Origin of the sequence: Arthrobacter sp. Leaf69, assembly GCF_001422645.1 — a bacterium.
Lineage (GTDB): Bacteria > Actinomycetota > Actinomycetes > Actinomycetales > Micrococcaceae > Arthrobacter.
This window is the reverse complement of the sequence record NZ_LMLR01000010.1, coordinates 671,833-692,482: the sequence shown is the minus strand read 5'-3', so window position 1 is coordinate 692,482 and position 20,650 is coordinate 671,833. Positions and strand designations below refer to the sequence as shown.

The following is a 20,650-nucleotide window of genomic DNA, read 5'->3' as shown; positions in this document are numbered from 1 at the left end:
CCTGCGCATCCTTCCGCGTGGCGGCCACCAAGCTCCTTCGCGGCCCAAAAGAGGCACTGCGTGCGGACGCGCAGAAAGTTGTCCACAGGTGTTATCCACACTGTTGGTAACTTACATGCCTGTAGTTCATGCCATCGTCCCTGATCTGAGGGCCACAACTGGCGATTTCCGGCTGGCGCCCTCCAGGATCTCCACAATTGTGGAAAACTCCTGTGGGCGACCCTGTGGTTAAGTGGACAACCCCGGTCGGAGAACGCAGCCAGCCAGCGACCGCGCGGCGGACTGTGGGGAAAGCGGCGGGGCCGCTCGCTCCGCGACGATCCTGGCGCAGGGCTCAAATCTGATTTCAACAGGGTTGTTCACAGTGTTAATAACTTGTTGCTCCAAGTTTTTCCGGCAAAATTGCCGCCAGAAGGCCTGAGTAGTGTGTCCGGAGCATTCGCATCGGACGGTTATCCCCACCTGTGGATAAGTTGTGGGTACCGGAGTGTTGTTAAGTGGATAACCCGGCCACGGAGCACAAGTGGAGCGAACCCACCCGGAAATCGCGCGCTGCGGATGACGAATCCGGTGCCGGCGTTCCGCCACTGAACTTATCCACAGGGAATCCACACTGTTAATAACTCACGCCCGTGAAAGTCCACGGAAGAACTTGCGGCGGATCCGTTGACGGGGGCCACCACGCGCGGGAACGCTGGACCCGCGGGGGTAAAGGCTCCTGGAGTTATCCACACTGTGGATAACTCTGGGCGTAGTTGTGCACACGTGTGCCCAGGAGTGCGGCGTCAGCGGGGCCAGATGCCTGAGGTGCCCCGCCGGTGGCTGTCGAGCAGGTGCGTGTCGATCATGCCGATCGCTTCCATCAGGGCAAACATCGTGGTGGGCCCGACGAACGCGAAACCCCTTTTCCGCAGGGCTTTGGACAGGGCAATGGACTCCGCGGAGCTGGTGGGAATTTCTTCGTGCGAGGTTGGGCTGGGCGTGGACTCCGGTTGGAAGGCCCAGACGAAGTCAACCAGTCCGCCGTCGTCCCTCAGCGCAATGGTGGCCTGGGCGTTGGTGATGGCGGCCCGGATCTTCAGTCGGTTGCGAACGATGCCGGCGTCGAGGAGGAGACGGTCAACATCCGCGTCCGTGTAAGCGGCGACAGTGTCGGGATGGAAATCGTGGAAGGCGGCGCGGAACGCCGGCCGTTTCCGCAAGATCGTGGCCCAGGACAGGCCGGCCTGGAACGCCTCGAGGCTGATGCGCTCGTACAGTCCCTGTTCATCGCGGACCGGCAACCCCCACTCGGTGTCGTAGTACTCGCGCAGCCTCGGATCAACCGCCGCCCACGGGGGCCGTGCCAGGCCGTCGTCGCCGATTACCGCACCGGTTACTGCCGCATCCATTGAGGTTCCTTCGCTCGTATGTCCCTGCATTATCGGCCCGTCAGGGCCTCGAGTTAACGCAAAAGGCCGGCACCCGCGGTGTACCGGCCTTTCATCTGTTGCTGCTGGTGTCAGGAGCGCCAGCGGGTGGTCATCAGGAAGCCGATGATGGCGATCCCAAAGCCGGCAATGATGTTCGCGGATCCCCAGGCGGCGACAGGAAGGGTGCCTTCGCTGATGTAGAACGTGATGATCCACAGGAGGCCGATGATCATCAGACCGAACATCACCGGTTTGAACCAGACCGGGTTGGGTTTGTAGGCCTGCGCGGCGGAAGTCTGCGGCGTTGCGTGGTTCGCCTTTTTGCGGCGCTTTGACTCGGGCACGGGTCCTCCTAGACGGCTGGAACAGGAGCGGGACCCTGGCTTGATATCCTGCAAGAGGAATCCACCGGCGGTCAGCGCGCTCTTGGTCATGGTTGAGTTCTTATTCGGAGCCAATTCTAGCTGTAGTTCAGGCCACAGTGGTGTCCGCCGCGAACGTCCGGGAGGAGAGGCCACGTGCTGCAGCTGCAGGAGAATTCCGCTGCCGGGTCGACCCGCCGCGCCGGAATTTCCTTCCGCATCGTCCAGGTACTGGGTGAGCTGCTCATCACCGCCGGCGTAGTCGTGCTCCTCTTTATCGCCTGGCAGCTGTGGTGGACCAACCTGGCAGCGGATGTCCGGCAGCGTGCCGTCATCAGCGAATTCGCCCGTGACCTCCCGGCTGCGCCCGCCGGCTCATCCGATACCGACCACGGTTTGCCGAAGGTCGCCGCGGAACCCGGTGCGGGCTCGACGATCGGCATTGTCTATGTTCCGAGGTTCGGTGCGGATTACACCCGGCCCCTGATCCAGGGAACCACCCCGGCCGTGCTGGACTCACTCGGTCTGGGGCATTATGAGGGAACCGCCATGCCGGGCGCCGTGGGCAACGTGGCGGTGGCGGGCCACCGGCAGACCCATGGAGCGGTCCTGGACAACATCGACGCCCTGGTTCCCGGGGACCGGATCTACATCCAGACCCGTGACGGCTACTACGTGTACAGCTTCCGGAACAGCGAAGTTGTCCTTCCGGCCAGGACGGACGTCCTGCTCCCGGTGCCGACGCAGCCGGTGGCCACCCCCACGGAGCGCTACTTCACGATGACCAGCTGCAATCCGCGGTTCGGCTCCCAGGAACGGATCGTCGCCTACTCGCTGCTGGAACACTGGCAACCGACGTCGGCGGGTCCCCCGCCGGAGATCGCCGGCCAGGTCCAACGCGCCTCCGGGGAGGGCTAAGCCGTGTACGCCTGGATCTTCCGGCATTTGCCCGGTCCCCTGTGGCTTCGCATTGCCACCGCGCTGGTGTTGGCCGCAGGCGTGCTGGTATTGATGGTTCAGTTCCTTTTTCCCTGGATGGCACAATTCACCCAGTTCACTGATTCAACGATTGGTTCAGCAAGGCCATGAGCACAACCAAAATCCTCGTCGTCGACAACTACGACAGCTTTGTGTACACCCTGGTGGGATATCTCCAGGAACTCGGTGCGGAGACCACGGTGGTCCGCAACGACGACGTCACCCTGGCCGAGGCGATCGAGCTCGCAGAAGTGCGCGACGGCGTCCTCATCTCCCCGGGTCCCGGAAACCCCGCCGGGGCGGGGGTCTGCATCGAGCTGATCAAGTGGTGCGGCCGCCACAACAAACCGATGTTGGGTGTCTGCCTGGGCCACCAGGCGCTGGCCGAGGCCTACGGCGGAACAGTCACGCACGCGCCCGAGCTAATGCACGGTAAAACGTCCCTCGTGGAGCACCGCGGCGGCAGTGTCTTTGCCGGGCTGCCGTCGCCCTTCACGGCGACCCGCTACCACTCCCTCGCTGCCGTCCGGGAGAGCATCCCGGAGGTCCTGGAGATCACCGCCGAGACGGCGAGCGGCGTTGTTATGGGCCTCCAACACCGCACCGCGCCCCTCTGCGGGGTGCAGTTCCACCCGGAGTCGGTGCTCACGGAAGGCGGCTACCAAATGCTCGGCAACTGGCTCGAGTCCCTGGGCATGGCCGGCGCGGCGCAGCGCGCCTCGGCGCTGAGCCCGCTCATCAAGCACTAGCGGGGACGCCCGCCAAGGGAGACTTAGTTGTTGCGGTCCCGGTCGTTGTCGCCCCTGGTGGACGTCGGGGTCGGCGTGGGGGTGGGGCTTGGGGACGGCGGAGGCGCGGGAGCCTTGGCAACTGTCACGGCGACGGTTTTGCCTTGTTCCACCAGCGACTCCGCAGCGTCGGCCTGTCCAGTGACCTTTCCCGGTTCCACCTGGGAGTTCTCGACGTCCGTGGCGTTCATGCCAAGGCCCAGAGCCTTCAGCGCGGCCTCAGCGTCCGCGCGCGGGAGGCCAACCAGCTGCGGAACGGCCACCTTGCCGGTGGACACGATAATTTCCACCGTGCTGCCCGGTGCCACGTTCTGACCCGGTGCCGGTTTGGTCGTGATCACGATCCCGGCCGGGACCGTGGGGCTGTTGGCCATGGTGGTCCCCGGTGCTCCGGCGAGTCCTTTCTGGCGCAACACATCACGGGCGGCCGCCTCGGTGCGCCCGGGCAGGTCCGCGGGGATGGCGATGACACTGGGGCCTTCGGAGATATTGAGGGTGATATCCGAGTTCGGATCCAGTGAGCTCCCCTCGGCCGGGACAGTGCCCACGGCCACGCCCTTGGCGATGGTCTCGTGCTGCAGCCGGCTGAGCTGCGGTTTCAGCCCCGCATTGTAGAGCCTCTGGAGCGCTTCAGTCTCGGTCAGCGACGTCACCGACGGCACCAGCACCTTGGCCACGGGCGGCGGCGCCTGGTTCATCATGTTGTAAAGCCACAGGCCGCCTCCTGCCAACACCAGGACGGTGAGGATCACCAAGGTGGCAATCCACGTCCGACGGCGGGACTTCTGACGCGGGGTGTCCTCGCGTTCGGGAGGCAGGACCAGCGGAAGGCTGCCGGTATCCTCGGCACCGTAGACGTCGCCCTGCGCCGTCAGCGCGTTGTCATCATCGGCCGGGTCCTCCAGCGCGGGACGTAGCCGGCCGGTCGGATTTTCGTCGAGGAACTTGGCGCCGGTAACCGAGAAAGCCGCCGTCGGGGCGGTATCCGGCGTCGGAACCGTGTCCTGGGGATCGGTCGCCGCTTCGCTGGCCGCCGGGGGGACCACTCCGACGCCGCTCCGCGCGGCCCGGAGGGCACGGCGGAATGCTGCGGCGTCCTGGAAGCGGTCCGCGCGGTTCTTCTGCAGCGCCTTCATCAGCACGCTGTCCAGCGCCTCGGAGACATCCGGGTTCAGGCTGCTCACCAGTTCCGGGATCTCGCGCACGTGCTGGTAGGCCACGGAAACCGGGCTGTCGCCGATGAAGGGCGGTCTGCCGGCAAGCATCTCGTAGAGAAGGCAGCCTGCCGAATAGAGATCGCTCCGGGCGTCAACAGTCTCGCCGCGGGCCTGTTCCGGGGAGAGGTATTGGGCGGTCCCCACCACGGCCTGTGTCTGGGTCATGGTGGCGGCGGAGTCCGCCATGGCTCGGGCAATCCCGAAGTCCATGACCTTCACGCTGTTGGATTCCGGGCAGAACATCACGTTGGCCGGTTTGATGTCGCGGTGGACAATGCCGGCTTTGTGGCTGTAGTCCAAGGCGGCGAGCACGCCCAGCGTGAAGTCGATCGCCTGGTCGATGCTGACGTCTTTGGCCCTGATCATGTCCCGGATTGTCTTCCCGGAGACGAATTCCATCACGATGTACGGCACCCGGACGGTGTCTTCGTGGTCCCCAGGGACGGCGTGGTCCCCGGTGTCGTAGATGGCAACGATCGAGGGATGGTTCAGCGCGGCCACTGCCTGCGCCTCGCGTTTAAACCTGGCCTGGAACTGGGGGTCCCTGGCCAGGTCCGGACGCAGCAGTTTGACCGCCACAGTGCGTCCTAGACGCGTGTCCAGGCCGCGGAAGACGTCGGCCATGCCGCCGCGTCCGATCAGCTCACCCAGCTCATAGCGCCCGCTGAGGACGCGCTGGGTGTTCACGGGGCCGCGGTCCTCCCGGTGCGATGGGGTGCGGGGTGAATTGGGCACGGTGGCTACGTTCCCGTTGGACTCGGGCTGGGCTCCGCGGCGGGGGCCTTGGCCAGGTGGTACGTGACGACGGAGCCGGCAGGCACATCGCTACCCGAAGCGGGCTCGGAGCTGACGAACGTGCCGGCTTCCTCGCCATTCGCCGGATCGACGTCGGCCCCCTTGGACCAGCGCAGTCCCGCATCCTCAATGGCCTTCTGGACCGCTTTTTCGCTGGCTCCGGACTGCAACGTCGGTACCGGTACCGTCTCCGGGGCCTTGGTTTCCGGGCCCTTGGAGTAGCTCACGGTGATGGTGTCACCCGGCTGGACAGGCCCGGACGGGTTGATGTCGACGACGGTCCCGGGAGCGGCGTCGTTGAAGACCTCGGCGCCGTCGACAGTCAGCCCCAGGCCGATCAGCGCGCTGCGGACGTCGTTGTATTGCTTGCCCAAGTACTCTTCCGGAATCAGGTTGATCGCGGCAGGCGTGGACTGGGTCGGCGTCGCGGAGCTGCTGGTGGGGCTTGGGCTGCTGGAGGTGGGCGAGGCTTTGGTGGTGGTCGGCTTCGCGCTGGTGGTGGTGGCCGCGCTGCTGCTCGCAGGCGTCTCCGGGAACAGGATTCCGGCCTGGGTCAGCACAATACCCACCAGCGAGAACAGCACCAGCAGGATCAGTGCGATCAGAGGCCACGTCCAGGGGCTGCGGCCGCGTTTTTCGGGCTCTTCGGCCGGCTCGTCGTAGTCGCCGTCGTCCTCCTGCTCCCAATCGCGTTCCGCGGCGAGGGCATCGGCCCGCGACAGCGTGTTGCGGGCTCCGTACGCGCTGGCGGCGGCTGCTCCGGCAGCCAGCCCCGCCGCGGCGCCGGCGCCGGCAGCGCCCACCACAGGCAAAGCCGACGTCGCCGACGTCGTCCGGTCCGCGCCGCTAATCACACCGGTCGCTGCCGTTGGGACGTCCACCGGCGCCGTGATGGGGCCGGTCGCCTGCTCAAAGAGCAGCATGCCCGGAACGGCGGCGTGCGCTGCGGCGATGTCACCGTTGCGGATGGCCTCGGCGGCCTCGGACAGTTTGAGGGCGTCGGCCGGGCGGTTCTTGGGATCCTTCGCCAGCATGGACATCAGCAGGGCGCGGACCGGCTTCGGCAGGGTTTCCGGCAGCGGCGGCGGAGCATCGTTGACCTGAGCCAGCGCGATGGCGATCTGGGATTCGCCGGAGAATGGACGGTGCCCGGTGAGGCACTCATAGCCGATCACGCCGAGGGCGTAAATGTCCGAGGCGCCGGTGGCCAGCTGGCCGGTGGCCTGTTCCGGGGCCAGATACTGGGCAGTGCCCATCACCTGGCCGGTCTGCGTGAGCGGGACCTGGTCCGCGAGGCGGGCGATGCCGAAGTCCGTGACCTTGACGCGGCCGTCCGGGGTGATCAGGAGGTTGCCGGGCTTGATGTCGCGGTGGACGAGGCCCTGCGCATGGGCGACCGAGAGGGCGCGCGCCGTCTGGGCGATCATGGACAGGGTGCGGTCCGGGGACAGCACCTGTTCGTGTTCGATGATGCTGCTCAGCGGCTGGCCCGGGACAAGCTCCATGACCAGGTAGGCGGAACCCTCTTCCTCGCCGTAGTCGAAGACGTTGGCGATGCCCACATGGTTGAGGAGCGCGGTGTGGCGTGCCTCGGCGCGGAACCGCTGGAGGAAGCCGGGGTCGCCCGTGTACTCCTCCTTGAGCACCTTAATGGCGACGATGCGGCCAAGGATCAGGTCTTTGGCTTTCCAGACTTCTCCCATGCCGCCGATCGCAATGCGCGTGGTCAGCTGGAATCTGCCGCCGAGGGTGATTCCTGATGAAGGCCTCACTTATTCAACACCGCCTCAAAAATCTTCTTCGCATTCGGACTGGTTAGCTGTGCGCCGGTGGTGATGTCTACGCCCTCCATGACAATAGTCACAGCCACCTGCGGGTCATTCGCCGGGGCGAACCCGGTAAACCATGAGTTGTTCAGGCCGTTGCCGAGCTCTGCGGTGCCGGTCTTGCCGGCCACCGGGACGCCCGGCACGGCCGCACCGCGGCCGATGCCTTCACTGACGACGCTGACCATCCACTCATTGATCTGCCGGGCAATCTCCGGCGTGGTGGAGGTGCGCAGGACCTGGGGTTCCGGCTCGCTGATCGGCCGCAAGTCCGGGGAGCGTACGGCCTTGATCAGGCTCGGCTTCATCTGCACCCCGTCATTGGCGATCGCGGCGGTCATCTGGTTGATCTGGAGCGGCGTGGCGCGGACGTCCCGCTGGCCGATCGAGGACTGCGCCAGGCTGGCGTCATCCAGCTCTTCCTCGGGGAAGAAACTCGGGGCGGAGTCCAGCTTCAGCTGGTCGCCAAAGTCCTGCCCGAAGCCGAACTTAGACGCCTCATCCGCAATAGCCTTCTGGTTCAGATCCAGGGCGATGCTGGCGAACGGCGTGTTGCAAGACTGCTGCAGGGCGAAGGCAAAAGTCGCGGTATCGCGGGTGTAGCAGTTGCCGCCGGCGTAGTTGGGCAGCGTGTAGTCGATCCCCGGGAACGACATTTCGGCCGGGTTGGGCAGAATGCTGTCCTTGTTGTACTTTCCCGATTTCAGCGCCGCGGACGTGTCAATGATCTTGAAGACGGATCCCGGGGCCAGCAGTTCCCCGGTGGGTCCGCTGACGTTCTGGTTCAGGTTGATCCCGGGCACCTTGTTCAGCTCGGCGAAGTTGGCGGCCTCGGCCACCGGGTCTTGGGTGGCGATCAGGTTGGGGTCATAGGAGGGCTTGGACACCATGGCGATGATCTCGCCGGTCTTCGGGTTGGTCACCACGATCGATCCGCGCTGGCCGTCCGGTATGAGGTCGAATGCGAGCTTCTGGATCTCTGGATCGAGCGTGAGTTCGACGGAGGCTCCCTTGGGCTGGTTACCCAGGAAGAGCTGGCCGATCCGGTCCAGGAACTGCTGGTCGGAGCTGCCTGCAAGCTCCTGGTTCATCGTCTTTTCCAGCCCGGTGACGCCGAAGCTCCGGGAGAAGTAGCCGGTGATCCCGGCATACGGCTCCGGCTGCGTGTAGGTGCGCTGGAACATGCAGGTTTCCGCGGCAGGCACGGACTCCGCCACCGGTTTGCCGCCGACGATAATCGCTCCGCGGTCGTTGCAATAGTTCTGCAGGAGGGTGCGCTTGTTCCAGGCATTGGCCTCAAGATCGTCCGCACCGATTACCTGCACGTAGCTCAGGGCGCCGAAGATCAGCACGAACATGGCGATCGCGGCGATCCAGGAGTTGCGAATGGCTTGATTCACAGTTTCACCGCCTCGGTTGGAGCGTCCGGATTCGTCCGTCCACTTCCGGGAAGGGCGGCCGGCTTCGAAGGCATTGCAGGGGTTACTTTCTGTCCGTCGGGTTCCTCGCCTGGAGCCAGCGGGGTGGTGTCCACCGGGCCGCGGGCCGAATGCGAAATCAGCAGCAGCAGTCCGACGATGATCCAGTTTGCCAGCAGCGAGGAGCCGCCAGCGGCGAGGAACGGGGTGGTGAGGCCCGTGAGCGGAATGAGCCGCGTGACGCCGCCGATCACCACGAAGCACTGCAGCGCGATGGCGAACGAGAGCCCGGTGGCAAGCAGCTTCCCGAAGGCGTCCCGGGTGCCGAGCGCTGCGCGGAAGCCCCGGGTGAAGAGCAGCAGGTACATCAGGACGATCGCGAACAGCCCAATCAGGCCCAGTTCCTCACCGAAGGAGGCAATGATCATGTCGCTGTTGGCGAACGGAACGAGGTTGGGTCGTCCCTGACCGAGGCCGGTGCCTACCAGCCCACCGTTGGCCATGCCGAACAGGCCTTCCACGATCTGCAGGCTGCCGCCGAACTCCCGTCCGTAAACCTCGTCGGTGAAGGCGTTGAGCCAGCCATCAATCCGAAGCGCGACGTGGGAGAAGACGCGGGAGGCGACGAATCCGCCGGCCGCAATGAGCCCGACGCCGATAATCACCCAGCTGATCCGGCTTGTGGCCACGTAGATCATGACGAGGAAGAGACCGAAGAACAGGATCGAGGAGCCCAGGTCCCGCTGGAAGATCAGGACGCCGATGCTCACCAGCCAGGCGGCGATCATGGGACCCATGTCCTTGAACCGGGGGAACTGGATGGGGCCGACTTTCCGCCCGGCCAGCAGGATGAGGTCCCGGTTGGAGGAAAGATACCCGGCGAAGAATATGGCGAGGGTGATCTTGGCGATCTCACCGGGCTGGAAAGTCATGGAGCCGAACTTGATCCACACCCGCGCACCGAGGATCTCACCGGCCGATATGCCGGGAACCAGCGGAAGAATCAGGAGAACTGCGCTGACTGCCAGGGAGATGTAGGTGAAACGGCGGAGGATCCGGTGGTCCTTGAGGAACCAGATAACGGCGATCGAGACAGCCATCGCGACCAAGGTCCACCGCAGCTGGTTGTTGCCCGTGTCTTCCCCGACACGGTCCAGCCGGTGGATCATGGCCAGGCCAAGCCCATTGAGGGCCACCACCAGCGGAAGTATTACTGGGTCGGCATATTTGGCCCGGAAGCGCAGCACGACGTGGAAGGCGAGGGCCGCTGCGGCCAGCAGGCTCGATTGGAACCAGAAATCAGCGTCGAACGCCTTCTGTTTGTCCACGCCTACCAGGGCATTCGCGCCGATGCCGACGGCGAGGGCCAGCGCCAGGAGGACCAGTTCGATGTTCCGGCGCGGCTTGGGGGTTGGATCGATGGGTGTCATTGGCCCGCCTCGCAGATCGGCGCGGTGGGCGAGGGCGAGGGTGAGGGTGAACCGGCTGCGCCAGGGCTCGCCGTAGCTTTGGGACTGGCCGTGGCTTTGGGGCTCGCTGTCCCTGTCGGCGTGGCAGCGGACGGGGACGGCGACGGGGTGATGCACTCGTCCGCGGGAGCGGTGGTGCCGGTGCGTTCCAGGTTCTTCACGATCCGCTGGGCGTCATAGAGATCCCGGGCCGGCACGGTCTGGCGCACCCGCTGCTGGGAGAATTCGGGGAGATCTGACATCCGGATATCTGTCTCCGCTTCGAGGGTGGAAAGCTGGATGGGCCCCAGGCGCTGGGAGACCCCGTTGAAGATGGCCACGTGCTGGTTGTGCTCCCCGATGTAGTAACGCGTCTGGGTCCAGGCAAAGCCGAGCCAGAGACCCACCGTGATCAGTGTCGCGATGGACGCGGCGATGGCGACTGTCACCCAGCGGTGGGGCCGGCCGGCCGGCTTGTACTCCTCGGCCTCTTCCCGCGCTTGCTCCGACTTGTGGGTGAGCACGGTGGCTGCCCGCCGGGCCATGGTGCGCCCCGGGATGGTGGGGATGGAACCGGATTCCGCGGCATCGGCCGCAGCGCCTACGAGTTCGTGCGGGCGGCCGGCAAGTTCCTCGCGGAGCACCTCGGCAGAAAGATGCTCACCCAGGTGCGGATCCGTGGAAGTTGCGGGTTCTGCCTGATCGGAGTCGCTGCCGGCCGGTTTGTCAGCCCCGGAGCCGGCATCTGCCGTCGGTTCCGCGGCCTTGGGCGGTTCCGGGGCTGCTGCCTCGCCGGTGCCCGCGGCAACTGTGGTGTCGCCGGTGTTCCGGGGCGCTTCGATAGTCTTCGCTGCCCCAAAGGTGCTCCCGGATCGCCGCGGGGTGTTCTCGGACACGGTCGCGGTCACGGTGGAGGACGAGGGGGCCGGGACAACCTCGACCGCTGCGGTGCGGACGTCATCGGTGGTCTGTTCGGCGATTTCCAGCATCACGACCGTGACGTTGTCCGGAGCGCCGGCCTCAAGGGTGAGATCGACCAGCAGCTCGACGCATTCGCGCAGGTTCCTGGTCTCGCGGACTGTGCGCTCCACGACGTGGCCCGCCACGTAATTCAATCCGTCGGAACAAAGCAGCCAGCGCTCACCCGGTTCGACGTCAAGAGTGTCCAAGTCCAGTTCCGGGCTGGCGTCGACGTCGCCGAGCACGCGCATCAGGACGTTCTTGTGCGGATGTGTTTCCGCCTCCTCGGGCCGGAGCCGGCCTTCGTCGATGAGGCGCTGCACGAAGGTGTGGTCCACGCTGACCTGTTCGAATTCGCCGTTGCGCAGCCGGTAGGCCCGGGAATCGCCAATGTGGGCGAAGTGCAGTTTGCCCTCGGCCAGCAGGAGCGCCGTGACGGTGGTTCCCATGCCGGCCAGCTTGGGATTGATGTGGACGAGTTCGGAGAGCAGCGAATTGGCGGTCTGGATCTCGTCGGCCAGGACGGTTCCGGCGTCGCCGTCGTAGTCATCCGTGTCGAGATGGATCATGTCCAGCACTGTGGCGGCTGAAGCCACGTCGCCGCCGGCATGTCCGCCCATGCCGTCGGCGACGACGGCGAGATGGCGGCCCACATACGCGGAGTCGTCGTTCTTCGCGCGGACACGTCCGACGTCGGAGCGCGCGGCGTAGCGCATGATGAGCGGCCGCGTCGGGGCAGGAGTGTTGCCTTCAGCCCTGTCTGCGGGCAAATCCGGGGCAGCCACGGCTACGGCCTCAATTCGATGACCGTCTTGCCGATTCTCACGGGGACACCGAGCTCCACGGGCAGTGCCCTGGTGAGCTGCTGATCGGCCAGATAGGTGCCGTTGGTCGAGCCAAGATCCTCGATGAACCAGCGGCTGCCTTGGGGAAACAGCCTGGCGTGGCGCCCGGAGGCATAGTCATCCTCCAGGACGAGGGTCGCCTCTTGGGCGCGGCCGAGCAGGATGGGGCTGGCCGCCAGCGGGATGGTGGTGCCCTTGAGCGGGCCTTCGGTCACCACCAGGTGCCGGGGCTGCTGCCGGACGGGGGCGGCGGGCTCGGCCAGGGCCGGGTTCTTGCGTACCTGCCGCGCCGTCGGGGCGCCTGCTGCTGCCTTGCGGCCGATCATGAGGTCGCGGCGCATGGCCGCGACGATGCTGAAGATCAGTACCCACAGGAGCAGGAGGAAACCGAAGCGCAAGGCGGTGATGGTCAGTTCGCTCACTGGCGGCCGCCTGGGCCGGCGGGCAAAAGGCGGTAGATGATCTTGGTCCGTCCCATCGTGATGGTGGAGCCGTCGGTGAGCTCCGAGGAGCCCACGACCTTGTGGCCATTGACGTAGCTGCCGTTCGTGGAGCCAAGATCAACGGCCTGGGCTGCCCCTGACCCCGTGCGGATTTCCAGGTGGCGGCGGGAAACGCCGGTGTCGTCAATCAGGATGTCCGCCTCGGAGGAGCGTCCCAGGACGATCGACGGCGCGTTCAAGGAGTAGCGTTGCCCGTCGATGTCCAGGACGGGCTGCATCCGGGAGGGCTGGCGCGTCGGCGCGGCGGGCATGCCGCCATGCGCCGGCTGTTCCGGCGCGGAGGCGGCGGGGGACTTTTCGGTCCGCGATTTGATTTCGAAGTCGCCGGCCCGGCGCTCCTCGTCACGGCGGAAGCTGATCCGGACCGGACCCTGAAGCGTGTAGCCCTGGCTGCGCACGTGGTTGATGACGACGTCGCACAGCTCTTCGGCCAGCGGGGTGCCCCATTCCTGGGCCCGCTGGAAATCGTCGTCACTGAGGAGGACATCGAAGACGTTGGGGGCCAAGGTCCGTCCCGCGGCGATGGTGATGGCCTTGTTGTCCACCTCGCGGCGGAGGTGGCTGGCGATCTCGACAGGCTCCACCTGGGCGCGAGAACCGGTGGAGAAGACTCCGCGGACGGCCTTTTCGATGCCGCGCTCGACTTTGTCCAGCAATCCCATGGTCCTTCTCCTTTCGTGACGGCTGCAGGGCAGCATTCGTTCCGGAACTCGGTTTCCCACATCTGCGGGAGCCCGCTGGTAACGGGCACTCCTACATCAGATACTACTGGGCGAGTCTGGGAATGGCCTTAATGCGCGTCGCCACTCCGTGCCGGGAAATTGCGCCGGACGGCCCCTGACATGCGCTGACACCGGCGCGCGCCGCTGTACGGGGTGCGTGCTTCATCTGCGCCGGCAGGGTTCCGTTGCGCGTGCCGCGCCGTGCCGGGATACGGGCCGGGGGCAGGCCAAGTGCCCGACCCCACAGGCCCTGCGGACCCTCCCGCGCCACCCCTCCGGGGGCCGATTGGTGTTTTCCCGTTGTTGTCCGTTATGCTTGATCTCGCTGCTTTTACGAGGTTGGCGGTCCGGATTCCGGGCCACGATTGAGTGGAAGAAGTTGCGCGCGAGTGGCGGAACGGCAGACGCGCTGGCTTCAGGTGCCAGTGTCCGAAAGGGCGTGGGGGTTCAAATCCCCCCTCGCGCACGCAATCGAAAGAACCCCGGTCTTCGGACCGGGGTTCTTTTCATTTAACCCGCCGACCCAACTATCCCAGCACTATCCCCGCAGTGCGCCGAATCCGGTAACGAGGGCCCCCAGGCCGAGTTCAAAGGCGACGTCGGCCTGGTTTTCGTACCCCTGGTCGGCCAGGCGCGCGACGGCTGCCGTGAAGTTCGGCGTCGATTCCGCCATGCTCCCCGAGTCGAAGATGTCTGACGGTGCGGTGACGTCGTAAGCCGAGCCGAAGATAAAGGATTCCAGGGCCACGATTGCCGAAATGATGCGCTCCTGCGGGAAGCCCGCCCGGCGGAATCCGGCGCTGACCGCCTCATACATGGCCAGCGTCTTGGGCGCATCGGTGACGGGCAGCACCGCGATCACCGGGATCAGCGGCGTGTGTTTGGAGAACACGTCGCGGTAGCTCCACGCCCAGCTGCGCACCGCCCGGTCCCACGGTTCGGCGTCGAAGGCGGACACGTCAACGAACGACGTCAAGTGGTCTTGAACCAGGACCAGGACGTCCCGTTTGGACGAGACGTGGTTGTACAGAGCCGACGGCGCCACATTCAGCGTCCGCGCCAGAGCAGCCATGGTGAACCCCTCATAGCCGCTTTTCCCGATGAGCTGGAGCGCCGCCGCGGTGATGCCGTCCTGGTCGAGAACGGCAGCAGCCGGCCTGCCCGCCCGACGGCGCGGCTTCGCGTCGTGGCGGTGCGGATCTGCAGTGGCACTGGTTGATGCCGGCATTGCTGGCCTTTCTTCTGTCGCTGTCCTGGATGCTCCCATTGTGCCCCTACTTTACGGGCGACTTTACGGGCGAAAAATTCTTGGACGGGAGGTCTTCCCTGATGCATCTGAACGGTCTATAGTCTAAATGAACGGCATTCATTTAGTGGCCCGCATCACTCCGGGCGGCCGCAGAGAGGACATCATGCTGGAACTTGACCGCGACGTCGTCATCGTAGGAGCCGGCCCAGCCGGGCTGACCGCAGCCCGGGAACTAAAGAAGGCGGGACTGAGCGTGGCCGTCCTGGAGGCACGCGACCGCGTCGGCGGCCGCACGTGGACCGACACGATCGACGGCGCCATGCTTGAGATCGGCGGCCAGTGGGTCTCGCCGGACCAGACCGAACTGCTGGCGCTCATCGACGAGCTTGGCCTGCAGACCTACTCGCGGTACCGCGAGGGCCAGTCCGTCTACATCGGTTCCGACGGCCAACGCACCCTCTACACGGGCGATACGTTCCCGGTCAGCGAAACCACCGCGGCCGAAATGGCGAAGCTCACCGCCCTGTTGGATTCCCTGGCCGCCGAGATTGGTCCCACTGAGCCGTGGGCCCACCCCAAGGCGCGTGAACTGGACACCATTTCCTTCCACCACTGGCTGCGCGAAAACTCCCCGGACGAGGAAGCCTGCAACAACATTGGCCTCTTCATTGCCGGCGGCATGCTGACCAAACCCGCCCACGCCTTCTCCGCCCTGCAGGCAGTCCTGATGGCTGCCTCGGCCGGATCCTTCTCTCACCTCACCGACGAGGACTTCATCCTCGACAAGCGGGTCGTCGGCGGGATGCAGCAGGTCTCCCTGCTGATAGCCGCCGAACTGGGCGACGACGTGGTGCTCGACAGCCCAGTGCGCACCATCAACTGGGGTGCCGCCGCGGGAGTAAATGCGGGAGGGCGCACCGTGACCGCCGTATCCGAACGCGCCACGGTGAATGCGCGCTTCGTGATCATGGCGGTACCGCCGAATCTGTATTCCCGGGTCTCCTTTAATCCGCCGCTGCCGCGCCGCCAGCACCAGATGCACCAGCACCAGTCTCTGGGCCTGGTCATCAAGGTCCACGCCGTCTACAGCAGCCCGTTCTGGCGGGAGGACGGACTCTCCGGAACCTGCTTCGGGGCCGGAGCGCTGGTCCAGGAGGTCTACGACAACACCAACCATGAAGATCCCCGCGGCACGCTGGTCGGCTTCGTCTCGGATGAGAAGGCCGACGCCATGTTCGAGCTCAGCGCCGAGGAGCGCCGCCGGAGCATCCTGGAATCGATTGCCGGATTCCTGGGCGACAAGGCCCTCGAGCCGAAGGTCTACTACGAGTCGGACTGGGGGTCCGAGGAATGGACCCGCGGAGCCTATGCCGCCAGCTACGACCTCGGCGGACTGCATCGCTACGGCAAGGACCAGCTCGCGCCGGTCGGCCCCATCTACTGGTCGTGCTCGGATCTCGCCGCCGAGGGCTACCAGCACGTCGACGGTGCAGTCCGGATGGGACGCGGCACGGCGGCCCGGATCGTGGCAGCGGCAGACCGTGCCCCCGCAGCTGCCAGCTAGCCCATCGCCTCCAACCAACCCGCCAACAGTTCAGAAAGGATCGGCCAGATGCGTTACGTAGTGGGGTATTCAGCCAATGCCAGAGGCCATGATGCCGTCAATCTGGCCGTAGCGATGGCCCGCGGACGCGGCGCCAGCCTGGACCTCGTACTGGTGGTGCCCGAGGTCCAGCAGTTCGGCGCCGCGCATGCACCCAAAGCCGGTTTCGAGACCCTCCTTAACGAGCAGGCACGTGAATGGCTCGACGAGGCCCTCGCCCTCGTTCCGGCCGACGTCCCGGCGGAGGCACATATCCGCAGCGGCGACTCCGATGCCCATGCACTGATCGAGGCGGCCGAGGAACTCGGGGCGGACGTCCTGGTCATCGGGGCAACCAGCGGCGGGCTCTTCAAGCGGTTCACCATCGGTTCCGTTGCCAGTGCGCTGCTCCATGCATCCACGGTTCCGGTGGCCCTGGCGCCTCACGGCTACCACCGCAAGGAGGCCCTGACCCGGATCAGCTGCGGTCTTGGCACCCGGGCAGGGGCCGAAAAACTGCTCGACTTCGCCATCGGCATGGCGGCGAACCGGAAGGTCCCGTTGCGGGTGGTATCCCTGCTGGCGCTCGACGGCGGCAACTCCGGCGACGCGGCTGCGGCCGCCCGCGAGTACGCGGAGAAGACCGTTGCGGCCGCCGCGCCGGTCAACCAGTCGGGCGTCCAGCTGGCGGCGAAGACCGACGTCGTCGTCGCGCAGGGCCGGAGCATCGAAGAGGCCGTGGATGACCTCGACTGGGAAGACGGCGAGGTCATGGTGATCGGTTCCAGCCGCCTTGCCCAGGCCCGCTCCATTTTTCTGGGCAGCACCGCCAACCGGATCCTGCGCGCCCTGCCGGTCCCGATGCTGGTGGTTCCCAGCGGTTACGAACTCAAGCACCAGAACCAGTCCACGTCGAATGACACGTCCGGAGAGGCACCCCAATGAGCACCGAACACGCGGCGGCCAAGACCTCGCACGACACCCACGCAGGACTGAGCGCCAAGGGCCTCAAGGCCGGATCGGTGGGCCTGATCGGCGCCGTCGTTATCGGTGTGTCCTGTATTGCGCCGGCCTACACACTGACTGCGGCCCTGGGCCCCACCGTCGCCGAGGTCGGGGTCCAGCTGCCGGCGATCTTCCTGGTGGGCTTCGTCCCGATGCTGCTGGTGGCCTTCGGCTACCGCGAACTGAACAACGCCATGCCCGACGCCGGAACCTCCTTCACGTGGGCATCGCGCGCCTTCGGTCCCTGGATCGGCTGGATGGGCGGGTGGGGACTGATCGCCGCGACGATCATCGTGCTCTCCAACCTCGCAGCCGTGGCTGTGGACTTCTTCTACCTGATGCTGGCCCAGCTGTTCGGCAACCCCGAACTGGCCGACCTGACCCTGAACCTGCCGCTGAACATCGCCACGACGCTGGTGTTCATCGCGCTGGCCTGCTGGATCTCCTACCGCGGCATGGAAACCACGAAGGGGGTGCAGTACGTGCTGGTCGCGTTCCAGCTCTTAGTGCTCGGCTGGTTTGCGATCGCCGCCTTCAGCCACGTCGCCAACGGCACCGCCTTCGATGCCACCGCGATCACGCCCGAGTGGTTCAACCCGTTTGCCGTCGAATCCTTCTCGGCCTTCGCCGCCGGCGTGTCCCTCTCGATCTTCATCTACTGGGGCTGGGACGTCACCCTCACCATGAACGAGGAAACCCGCAACCCGGAGAAGACCCCGGGCCGCGCGGCCACCGTCACCGTGCTCGTCATCGTGATCATCTACATGACCGTCGCGCTGGCCACGCTGACGTACGCCGGCATCGGTGAGGAAGGCCTGGGCGCCGGAAACCCCGAAAACCAGGGGAGCATCTTCGCCGTCCTGGCCGGGCCGGTCATGGGTCCGTTCGCCATCCTGATGTCCCTGTCCATCCTGAGCAGCTCGGCCGCGTCCCTGCAGTCGACGTTCGTCTCACCGGCCCGGACGCTGCTGGCGATGGGCCACTACAAGGCGCTGCCGACCCAGTTCGGCCGGATCAGCCCCACGTTCAAGTCCCCGAGCTACGCCACGATCGCCGCCGCCATCGCCGCCGCGGGTTTCTACGTGATCACCCGGACCACCTCGGAGAACGCCCTGTGGGACACCATTACCGCGCTGGGCATGATGATCTGCTTCTACTACGGCATCACCGCCCTGGCCTGCGTCTGGTTCTTCCGGAGCGAAGCCTTCAGCGGGGCGCAGGCGTTCTTCTTCAAGTTCCTCTCCCCGCTCCTGGGCGGCGTCATCCTGCTGGTGATGTTCTTCAAGACCGCCTATGACTCCATGGATCCGGCCTACGGCTCCGGTTCATCCGTCGGCGGGATTGGCCTTGTGTTCGTCCTGGGCATGGGTGTCATCCTGCTGGGTGTGGTCCTCATGCTGGTGATGTACAAGGTGCGCCCGGAGTTCTTCAAGGGCAAGGTCCTGCCGAGGGGGTACTAGGCCCCCACCGCGACGGACCAAAGGTCCTCCACCCGCCGGCCACTGGAAAGTAAGCAAACTTACCAATAGGCTGGCGGGAGGGGGACCTTCCCCTGTTTGGAACCAGAACGAGGTGACAGCATGTCGGACGCAGAGAACATCAGCAAAGTTACGGACATCATCAACGATTCGCGGATCGGGATGTTCACCACCGTCAACGAAGAGGGCGCGCTCGTCAGCCGGCCGCTGGCCGTCCAGGACGTGAAGGACGACGGCGACATGTGGTTCTTCACGTCGATCACCACTTCGCAGGTGGCCCATGTCCGGGCGCACCCGGGAGTCAACGTCTCGTTCGGCAAGGGGACGGAATGGGTGTCGGTGGCCGGAACGGCGGAAGTCGTCACCGACCGCCAGAAAATCCATGAGCTGTGGAACCAGATGGTGGAGGCCTGGTTCCCGGACGGCCCGGATACCCCCGACGTGGTGCTCCTTCACGTCGATTCCGACTCCGCTGAATACTGGACCAGCCCCGGCGGAACCGCCGCGACGGTGCTGCAGTGGGTCAAATCCAAGGTCACGCACAGCCGCATGAGCGTGGGGGAAAGCGGCACGGTGGAACTGTAGGTCCCTAGTCGATGATCTTGGGCCCTGCGGTCCAGTCGAAGGACTCGTAGGCCGGGTTGGCCTGCAGGGCCATGACGAGGAGCTCGAAGCCCTCCAGTTCCCGGGCATGCCTCAGCCCGCCAACCTTTAGTGGCCGGAGTCCTGCGGCTGCCGCAAACGACGCGACCGCGTTGGCCGCGTCCCCGGAGTCCGAGGCGATGAAGACGTCCAGCGGCATCCCGCCCTTTGCCCCGGCCGCCAGCGGGCCGGCGAACGTCGTGTTGAAAGCCTTGACCACTTCCGCGCCCGGCAGCAAGGCGGCGATTTCCTCGGCGGCCGAGGAGCCCGGTTCGACGGTGAGGGAATCGAAGTCCGGGTCGGTCGGGTTGCTGATCTCCACCACCGTCTTGCCGCTCAGGGTGTCGCCGTAGTGCGTCGCCACTTCCTTGGCCGGTTCGAAGTAGAGGGCCAGGACCACGATGTCACCCTCCGGGATATCGCCCAGTCCTCCGGAGGTGGTGTCAGCTCCCAGTTCGGCGGCGAGTTTGGCGGCGTGTTCCGGGGACCGGCTGAGGATCTGCAGCGAACGTCCCGCGGCCACGGCGCGGGTTCCGATCGCCCGGGCCATGTTGCCGCTGCCGATGATGGTGATGTCTGTCATGGGATTTCCTTCCGGGGACGACCGTGGCCTGTGGGTACGTTCCGCCTCAGAGACCAGCGGGTGGGATGCGCGCTCAGCCGAGCGCCGGGTCGGTGCTGGTGAATCCGGCAGGGCGGGCCGGGGCTTCGCGCCCGACGCCGGCGGCCCGCTCGGCGTCGTCGAGGGCCTGTTCCAGCCGCGCAACGGCCGGGGCGTAACCTGCGTCCGTCCCGCCGCGAAGCCGCTCCGCGTCCTTCATCGCGCGGATCAGGGCGGCGGTCTCCGGCTGGCGGGAGTCACTCATGGCGGGGTAGTCGATGCTGAGCGCCGGGTCCAATTCGTAGCGCTGCCATCTTGCCAGGAGGCTGCGGTGCCTGGCGGCAGCCGCCTCGTTGCTGGCTGCGATGTCCCGGGACGCACGCCGGGCCTCCTGCCGGCTGAGTTCCCTGGGTGTCCAGAAATAGGAGGCGGCAGCGGAGGCAACGGCGAGGACTCCCAGCAGCAGGCCCGCCCACGGTGCTGCCAAGGCGGGGAGGATCACGGCCGGCGCAACGATGGCGAGTCCGGCGAAACCGTCCCAGAATACTGAATCCGGCAAGACGTCACCGCCGGCGGCCACGTGCCTGCGGATGAGATACACCGAGCCTGCCGAAGCGCACACAACGATGACGGCCAGGGCAAGGAGCTGCCACAGCGCGAACGGGGCGGGATAGAAAAGGGACGGCATTCCAACACCTCCAGGGATCCGGCCCGGGCGGGCGCGGTTCCGCTGATTCCATTGGAATCCATGGAAGGCGGGCCGTCAATGGTCCGGGGTTTGCGGGAACCCGCCGCGGCGGGTGCGGTTCACACCCGGTC

18 protein-coding genes and 1 tRNA gene are annotated in these 20,650 nt (G+C 65.9%); 7 read left to right on the top strand and 12 right to left on the bottom strand.

Features of this window, described 5'->3' with window-relative positions:
* Nucleotides 1-785: 785 nt before the first annotated feature.
* Together ASE96_RS08510 and ASE96_RS08505 are read right to left on the bottom strand one after the other, a co-directional pair.
* The gene (locus ASE96_RS08510) at nucleotides 786-1,391 is read right to left on the bottom strand and encodes a DNA-3-methyladenine glycosylase I (protein ID WP_056428700.1); all 606 of its coding nucleotides are present in this window, start codon (nucleotides 1,389-1,391) and stop codon (nucleotides 786-788) included.
* 110 nt (nucleotides 1,392-1,501) lie between these two features.
* Complete coding sequence (locus ASE96_RS08505) at nucleotides 1,502-1,756, bottom strand: cell division protein CrgA (RefSeq protein WP_056428697.1); 255 nt, start codon at nucleotides 1,754-1,756, stop codon at nucleotides 1,502-1,504.
* A 174-nt stretch (nucleotides 1,757-1,930) separates the two neighbouring features.
* On the opposite strand from ASE96_RS08505, the gene ASE96_RS08500 reads away from it, so the two are divergent.
* The gene (locus tag ASE96_RS08500; protein WP_056428694.1) at nucleotides 1,931-2,692 is read left to right on the top strand and encodes a class E sortase; all 762 of its coding nucleotides are present in this window, start codon (nucleotides 1,931-1,933) and stop codon (nucleotides 2,690-2,692) included.
* 167 nt (nucleotides 2,693-2,859) lie between these two features.
* Entirely contained in the window at nucleotides 2,860-3,501 is a 642-nt protein-coding gene (locus ASE96_RS08495) for an aminodeoxychorismate/anthranilate synthase component II (protein ID WP_056428692.1), read from the top strand.
* A 23-nt stretch (nucleotides 3,502-3,524) separates the two neighbouring features.
* Here ASE96_RS08495 and pknB read toward each other — a convergent pair whose 3' ends face one another.
* Genes pknB through ASE96_RS08460 form a run of 7 tightly spaced genes read right to left on the bottom strand, consistent with a single transcriptional unit; the run spans nucleotide 3,525 to nucleotide 13,214 of the window.
* Nucleotides 3,525-5,492, bottom strand: a complete 1,968-nt coding sequence (pknB, locus tag ASE96_RS08490) for a Stk1 family PASTA domain-containing Ser/Thr kinase (RefSeq protein ID WP_056428689.1) — start codon at nucleotides 5,490-5,492, stop codon at nucleotides 3,525-3,527.
* A gap of 5 nt (nucleotides 5,493-5,497) precedes the next feature.
* Nucleotides 5,498-7,324: a protein kinase domain-containing protein gene (locus ASE96_RS08485; protein WP_056428685.1), complete on the bottom strand. Its 1,827-nt coding sequence runs from the start codon at nucleotides 7,322-7,324 to the stop codon at nucleotides 5,498-5,500.
* Nucleotides 7,321-8,778: a peptidoglycan D,D-transpeptidase FtsI family protein gene (locus ASE96_RS08480; protein WP_056428682.1), complete on the bottom strand. Its 1,458-nt coding sequence runs from the start codon at nucleotides 8,776-8,778 to the stop codon at nucleotides 7,321-7,323. Before ASE96_RS08480 ends, ASE96_RS08485 begins: the two co-directional genes overlap by 4 nt.
* Nucleotides 8,775-10,226 (bottom strand): FtsW/RodA/SpoVE family cell cycle protein, encoded by a 1,452-nt coding sequence (locus ASE96_RS08475; RefSeq protein ID WP_056428679.1) that lies wholly within the window; start codon nucleotides 10,224-10,226, stop codon nucleotides 8,775-8,777. Before ASE96_RS08475 ends, ASE96_RS08480 begins: the two co-directional genes overlap by 4 nt.
* Nucleotides 10,223-11,989 carry a PP2C family protein-serine/threonine phosphatase gene (locus ASE96_RS08470; RefSeq protein WP_056428676.1) on the bottom strand — a complete coding sequence of 589 codons (1,767 nt, stop codon included), beginning with the start codon at nucleotides 11,987-11,989 and terminating at the stop codon, nucleotides 10,223-10,225. Before ASE96_RS08470 ends, ASE96_RS08475 begins: the two co-directional genes overlap by 4 nt.
* Before the next feature lie 2 nt (nucleotides 11,990-11,991).
* Complete coding sequence (locus ASE96_RS08465; protein ID WP_056428672.1) at nucleotides 11,992-12,471, bottom strand: FHA domain-containing protein FhaB/FipA; 480 nt, start codon at nucleotides 12,469-12,471, stop codon at nucleotides 11,992-11,994.
* Nucleotides 12,468-13,214, bottom strand: coding sequence for an FhaA domain-containing protein (locus ASE96_RS08460; RefSeq protein WP_056428670.1), 747 nt, complete (start codon nucleotides 13,212-13,214; stop codon nucleotides 12,468-12,470). The genes ASE96_RS08465 and ASE96_RS08460 overlap by 4 nt, the downstream gene beginning before the upstream one ends.
* A 443-nt stretch (nucleotides 13,215-13,657) precedes the next feature.
* On the opposite strand from ASE96_RS08460, the gene ASE96_RS08455 reads away from it, so the two are divergent.
* Nucleotides 13,658-13,740, top strand: a tRNA-Leu gene (locus tag ASE96_RS08455).
* 72 nt (nucleotides 13,741-13,812) lie between these two features.
* Here ASE96_RS08455 and ASE96_RS08450 read toward each other — a convergent pair.
* Complete coding sequence (locus ASE96_RS08450; protein WP_082492642.1) at nucleotides 13,813-14,502, bottom strand: TetR/AcrR family transcriptional regulator; 690 nt, start codon at nucleotides 14,500-14,502, stop codon at nucleotides 13,813-13,815.
* 184 nt (nucleotides 14,503-14,686) lie between these two features.
* On the opposite strand from ASE96_RS08450, the gene ASE96_RS08445 reads away from it, so the two are divergent.
* From ASE96_RS08445 to ASE96_RS08430, 4 genes are all read left to right on the top strand, one after another.
* Nucleotides 14,687-16,087 (top strand): flavin monoamine oxidase family protein, encoded by a 1,401-nt coding sequence (locus tag ASE96_RS08445; protein WP_056429289.1) that lies wholly within the window; start codon nucleotides 14,687-14,689, stop codon nucleotides 16,085-16,087.
* A 48-nt stretch (nucleotides 16,088-16,135) separates the two neighbouring features.
* Complete coding sequence (locus tag ASE96_RS08440) at nucleotides 16,136-17,050, top strand: universal stress protein (protein ID WP_056428662.1); 915 nt, start codon at nucleotides 16,136-16,138, stop codon at nucleotides 17,048-17,050.
* Nucleotides 17,047-18,570: an APC family permease gene (locus ASE96_RS08435; RefSeq protein WP_056428660.1), complete on the top strand. Its 1,524-nt coding sequence runs from the start codon at nucleotides 17,047-17,049 to the stop codon at nucleotides 18,568-18,570. The genes ASE96_RS08440 and ASE96_RS08435 overlap by 4 nt, the downstream gene beginning before the upstream one ends.
* Before the next feature lie 120 nt (nucleotides 18,571-18,690).
* Complete coding sequence (locus ASE96_RS08430; protein ID WP_056428658.1) at nucleotides 18,691-19,173, top strand: pyridoxamine 5'-phosphate oxidase family protein; 483 nt, start codon at nucleotides 18,691-18,693, stop codon at nucleotides 19,171-19,173.
* Nucleotides 19,174-19,177: 4 nt separating this feature from the next.
* Here the strand turns inward: ASE96_RS08430 and ASE96_RS08425 are convergent, their stop codons facing one another.
* Both ASE96_RS08425 and ASE96_RS08420 read right to left on the bottom strand, forming a co-directional pair.
* Complete coding sequence (locus ASE96_RS08425; protein ID WP_056428656.1) at nucleotides 19,178-19,813, bottom strand: NADPH-dependent F420 reductase; 636 nt, start codon at nucleotides 19,811-19,813, stop codon at nucleotides 19,178-19,180.
* Between the two features lie 73 nt (nucleotides 19,814-19,886).
* Complete coding sequence (locus ASE96_RS08420) at nucleotides 19,887-20,519, bottom strand: hypothetical protein (protein WP_056428654.1); 633 nt, start codon at nucleotides 20,517-20,519, stop codon at nucleotides 19,887-19,889.
* Nucleotides 20,520-20,650 lie beyond the last annotated feature (131 nt).

Excerpts from the sequence above, each read along its gene's own strand:
- ASE96_RS08510 (WP_056428700.1), bottom strand. The coding sequence starts at position 1,391 with ATGGATGCGGCAGTAACCGGTGCGGTAATCGGCGACGACGGCCTGGCA.
- ASE96_RS08495 (WP_056428692.1), top strand. The coding sequence starts at position 2,860 with ATGAGCACAACCAAAATCCTCGTCGTCGACAACTACGACAGCTTTGTG.
- ASE96_RS08475 (WP_056428679.1), bottom strand. The coding sequence starts at position 10,226 with ATGACACCCATCGATCCAACCCCCAAGCCGCGCCGGAACATCGAACTG.
- ASE96_RS08460 (WP_056428670.1), bottom strand. The coding sequence starts at position 13,214 with ATGGGATTGCTGGACAAAGTCGAGCGCGGCATCGAAAAGGCCGTCCGC.
- ASE96_RS08450 (WP_082492642.1), bottom strand. The coding sequence starts at position 14,502 with ATGCCGGCATCAACCAGTGCCACTGCAGATCCGCACCGCCACGACGCG.
- ASE96_RS08445 (WP_056429289.1), top strand. The coding sequence starts at position 14,687 with ATGCTGGAACTTGACCGCGACGTCGTCATCGTAGGAGCCGGCCCAGCC.
- ASE96_RS08440 (WP_056428662.1), top strand. The coding sequence starts at position 16,136 with ATGCGTTACGTAGTGGGGTATTCAGCCAATGCCAGAGGCCATGATGCC.
- ASE96_RS08435 (WP_056428660.1), top strand. The coding sequence starts at position 17,047 with ATGAGCACCGAACACGCGGCGGCCAAGACCTCGCACGACACCCACGCA.
- ASE96_RS08430 (WP_056428658.1), top strand. The coding sequence starts at position 18,691 with ATGTCGGACGCAGAGAACATCAGCAAAGTTACGGACATCATCAACGAT.
- ASE96_RS08425 (WP_056428656.1), bottom strand. The coding sequence starts at position 19,813 with ATGACAGACATCACCATCATCGGCAGCGGCAACATGGCCCGGGCGATC.
- ASE96_RS08420 (WP_056428654.1), bottom strand. The coding sequence starts at position 20,519 with ATGCCGTCCCTTTTCTATCCCGCCCCGTTCGCGCTGTGGCAGCTCCTT.